Origin of the sequence: uncultured Amnibacterium sp. (genome assembly GCF_964245895.1) — a bacterium.
Classification (GTDB): Bacteria; Actinomycetota; Actinomycetes; order Actinomycetales; family Microbacteriaceae; genus Amnibacterium.
This window is the reverse complement of record NZ_CAXTOQ010000245.1, coordinates 1-3,247: the sequence shown is the minus strand read 5'-3', so window position 1 is coordinate 3,247 and position 3,247 is coordinate 1. Positions and strand designations below refer to the sequence as shown.

Sequence of the window (3,247 nt, the reverse complement as noted above, 5' to 3'; positions counted from 1 at the left end):
GCGCCGGCGTGGCCCATCGTCTTGCCCTCCGGCGCGGTGAAGCCCGCGACGTAGCCGACGACCGGCTTCGTCACGTTCGCCTTGATGAACTCCGCGGCGCGCTCCTCGGCGTCGCCGCCGATCTCGCCGATCATCACGATCGCCGTCGTCTCGGGATCCGCCTCGAACGCGGCGAGCGCGTCGATGTGGGTCGTGCCGATGATCGGGTCGCCGCCGATGCCGATGGCCGTCGAGAAGCCGAGGTCCCGCAGCTCGTACATCATCTGGTAAGTCAGCGTGCCCGACTTCGAGACGAGCCCGATCGGGCCCTTGCCGGTGATGGTGGCCGGCGTGATGCCGACGAGCGACTCCCCCGGGGTGATGATCCCCGGGCAGTTCGGGCCGATGATCCGCGTCCTCCCGCCGGTGGCCTTCGCGTGCGCCCACGCCTCCGCGGCGTCCTGCACGGGGATGCCCTCGGTGATCACGACGAGCAGCGGGATCTCGGCGTCGATCGCCTCGATCATCGCGTCCTTCGCGAACGCGGGCGGCACGAACGCGATGGAGACGTCCGCGCCGGTCTCGGCGATCGCCTCCTTCACCGTACCGAACACGGGCAGCTGGACATCGCCGTGGGTGACCGTCGTGCCGGCCTTGCGGGCGTTGACGCCGCCGACGACCTGCGTGCCCGCCTTCAGCATCAGCGCGGTGTGCTTGGTGCCCTCGCCGCCGGTGATGCCCTGGACGATGACCTTGGAGTCCTTGTTCAGGAAGATCGACATCTCGGATCCCTCTTTACTTCTTGTCGCTCGCCGCGGGGCCGGCAGAAGCCAGCTCGGCGGCCTTGTCGGCGCCGTCGTCCATCGTGAGCGCGAGCGTCACGAGCGGGTGGGCGGCCTCCGCGAGGATGCGGCGCCCCTCCTCCACGTTGTTGCCGTCGAGCCGCACGACGAGCGGCTTCGTCGCCGTGTCGCCGAGGATCTCGAGCGCCTGCACGATGCCGTTCGCGACCGCGTCGCAGGCGGTGATGCCGCCGAACACGTTGACGAACACGCTCCTCACCTGCGGGTCGCCGAGGATGACGTCGAGCCCCGCGGCCATGACGGAGGCGGAGGCGCCGCCGCCGATGTCGAGGAAGTTCGCCGGCTTCACGCCGCCGTGCCGCTCGCCGGCGTACGCGACGACGTCGAGCGTGGACATCACGAGCCCCGCGCCGTTGCCGATCACGCCGACCTCGCCGTCGAGCTTCACGTAGTTCAGGTTCGAGGCCTTCGCCTTCGCCTCCAGCGGGTCCGCGGAGGCCGTGTCCTCGAGCTCCGCGTGCTGCGGGTGCCGGAAGTCCGCGTTCTCGTCGAGCGAGACCTTGCCGTCCAGCGCGACCACGTCGCCCGCGCCCGTGAGCACCAGCGGGTTCACCTCGACGAGCGTGGCGTCCTCGCCGGTGTACACCGCGTACAGCTTGACGAAGACCGGCGCGACCTTGTCGACCAGCTCGGCCGGGAAGTTCGCGGCCTTCGCGATGGCGGTGGCCTGCTCGAGCGTGACGCCCACGCCGGGGTCGACCTCGACGCGGGCGAGCGCCTCCGGCCGCGTCACCGCGAGCTCCTCGATCTCCATGCCGCCCTCGTAGCTGGCGAGGGAGAGGTAGCTGCGGTTCGCGCGGTCGAGCAGCACCGAGAAGTAGTACTCCTCCTCGATGTCCGCGCCCGCGGCCACCATCACGCGGTGCACGGTTTGGCCCTTGATGTCCATGCCGAGGATCGCCGCCGCGGCGGCCTCCGCGTCGTCCGGCGTCCGCGCGACCTTCACGCCGCCGGCCTTGCCACGACCGCCGACCTTGACCTGCGCCTTCACGACCGTCACCCCGCCGAGCCGCTCGGCCGCCGCCCGCGCCTCCGCCGGGGTGTCCGCCACGACACCGGCGAGCACCGGCACCCCGTACTGCTCGAACAGGTCACGTGCCTGGTACTCGAAGAGGTCCATCGGCGCTGTCGTCTCCCTCACCGGTTGCGGAACCGTGCCACCCTAGCGGCCGCCTCCTCGGCGCCCTGTGGGCCCCCGAGGGCGCCCGCGTTGCCACGTCAACCCTCAGCGGGATACGGTGCGGGGATGCCCGCGGAGCTGACCAGCGGTGAGGCGTCGACCTGGCGTCTCATCCAGCGACTCTCCGAGCTCGCGTCGGGCGTCGTCGAGCACCAGATCCGGTCGGCCGCGGACCTCTCGTCCGCGGAGTTCGACGTGCTCGGCTGCCTGGTGGCGGCGCCTGACCGGCAGCTGCGGCAGAACGAGCTGGCGACGATGCTCGGCTGGGACAAGAGCCGGCTGTCGCACCAGCTGACGCGGATGCAGCACCGGGAGCTGATCGAGCGCCAGAAGTCCGGGCGGGTGCACGCCGTCGAGGTCACGCGCATGGGCGTGCGGAAGTTCGAGCTGGCGGACAACGCGCACGTCGCGGCGGTCCGCGCGCTGCTGCTGGAGCACCTGTCGTCGGCGGAGCGGGAGGCGCTCGAGCGCACCGCGGCGCAGTCCGGCGCCGCCCAGGTGCAGCCCGTCGTGTCCCCTGCGCGCACCCCGCGCCTGCTGCGGCCCCAGACGAGCTGAACACCGACGGGCTGAGCGCCGACGCCCTGAGCACCGACGAGCTGCGCCGCGCTCCGCTGCCGTCTCCGGGTGCTATCGGCCCGAACCGGGCCACCGAGGCCGCCCGCACCGGGCCGGAACCGCCCGCACGCGACCGCGGAGGCGCCCGTCAGGCGTCCGGGATCAGGCGCTTGCCGACCACGGAGGCCCCGTCGGCCGCGTACCCGGTGCGGTCGTAGAAGGCGAGCACGGCCTCGTTGCCGCTGCGCACCTGCACGTTCACCTTCGGGCAGCCGAGCGCGAACAGCTGCGCCTCGACCTCCATCATCAGCAGCCGTCCGAGTCCGTGGCCCTGCCGCCGCGGGTCGACCGCGAGGTAGTGGACCCAGCCGCGGTGGCCGTCGTAGCCCGCCATCGCGCTGCCGACGACGTCGTCGCCGTCGGCCGCGACGAGGAACAGCTCCCGCTGCACCAGCTTCTTCCGCGCGATGTCGCGGTGCGGGTCGTTCCACGCCCGGGTCAGGCCGGCGGCCTGCCAGAGCGCGACGACCTGCTGCTCGTCGGCGTCCGCGAAGGGCCGGACGACGACGGTCACAGCTTCACGATCGGGGCGACCTTGACCAGCAGCCGCTTCCGGCCGGCCGTGTCGAACTGCACCTCGGCGACGCGCTTGGCGCCCTCCCCGGTG

At 72.2% G+C, this 3,247-nt stretch carries 4 protein-coding genes; 1 reads left to right on the top strand and 3 read right to left on the bottom strand.

The window, feature by feature from the left end; genetic code table 11:
- Together sucD and sucC are read right to left on the bottom strand one after the other, a co-directional pair.
- On the bottom strand, nucleotides 1–761 hold a 761-nt coding region (gene sucD / locus ACFE60_RS18505), incomplete at its 3' end, for a succinate--CoA ligase subunit alpha (RefSeq protein WP_375390320.1).
- A gap of 13 nt (nucleotides 762–774) precedes the next feature.
- Nucleotides 775–1,962, bottom strand: coding sequence for an ADP-forming succinate--CoA ligase subunit beta (sucC, locus tag ACFE60_RS18500; RefSeq protein ID WP_375390319.1), 1,188 nt, complete (start codon nucleotides 1,960–1,962; stop codon nucleotides 775–777).
- A 126-nt stretch (nucleotides 1,963–2,088) separates the two neighbouring features.
- Between sucC and ACFE60_RS18495 the strand changes: the two genes are divergently transcribed.
- Nucleotides 2,089–2,580, top strand: a complete 492-nt coding sequence (locus ACFE60_RS18495) for a MarR family winged helix-turn-helix transcriptional regulator (protein ID WP_375390318.1) — start codon at nucleotides 2,089–2,091, stop codon at nucleotides 2,578–2,580.
- Between the two features lie 148 nt (nucleotides 2,581–2,728).
- On the opposite strand, the gene ACFE60_RS18490 is transcribed toward ACFE60_RS18495, so the two are convergent.
- On the bottom strand, nucleotides 2,729–3,154 hold the full coding sequence (locus ACFE60_RS18490) for a GNAT family acetyltransferase (protein ID WP_375390317.1): 426 nt from the start codon (nucleotides 3,152–3,154) through the stop codon (nucleotides 2,729–2,731).
- Nucleotides 3,155–3,247 lie beyond the last annotated feature (93 nt).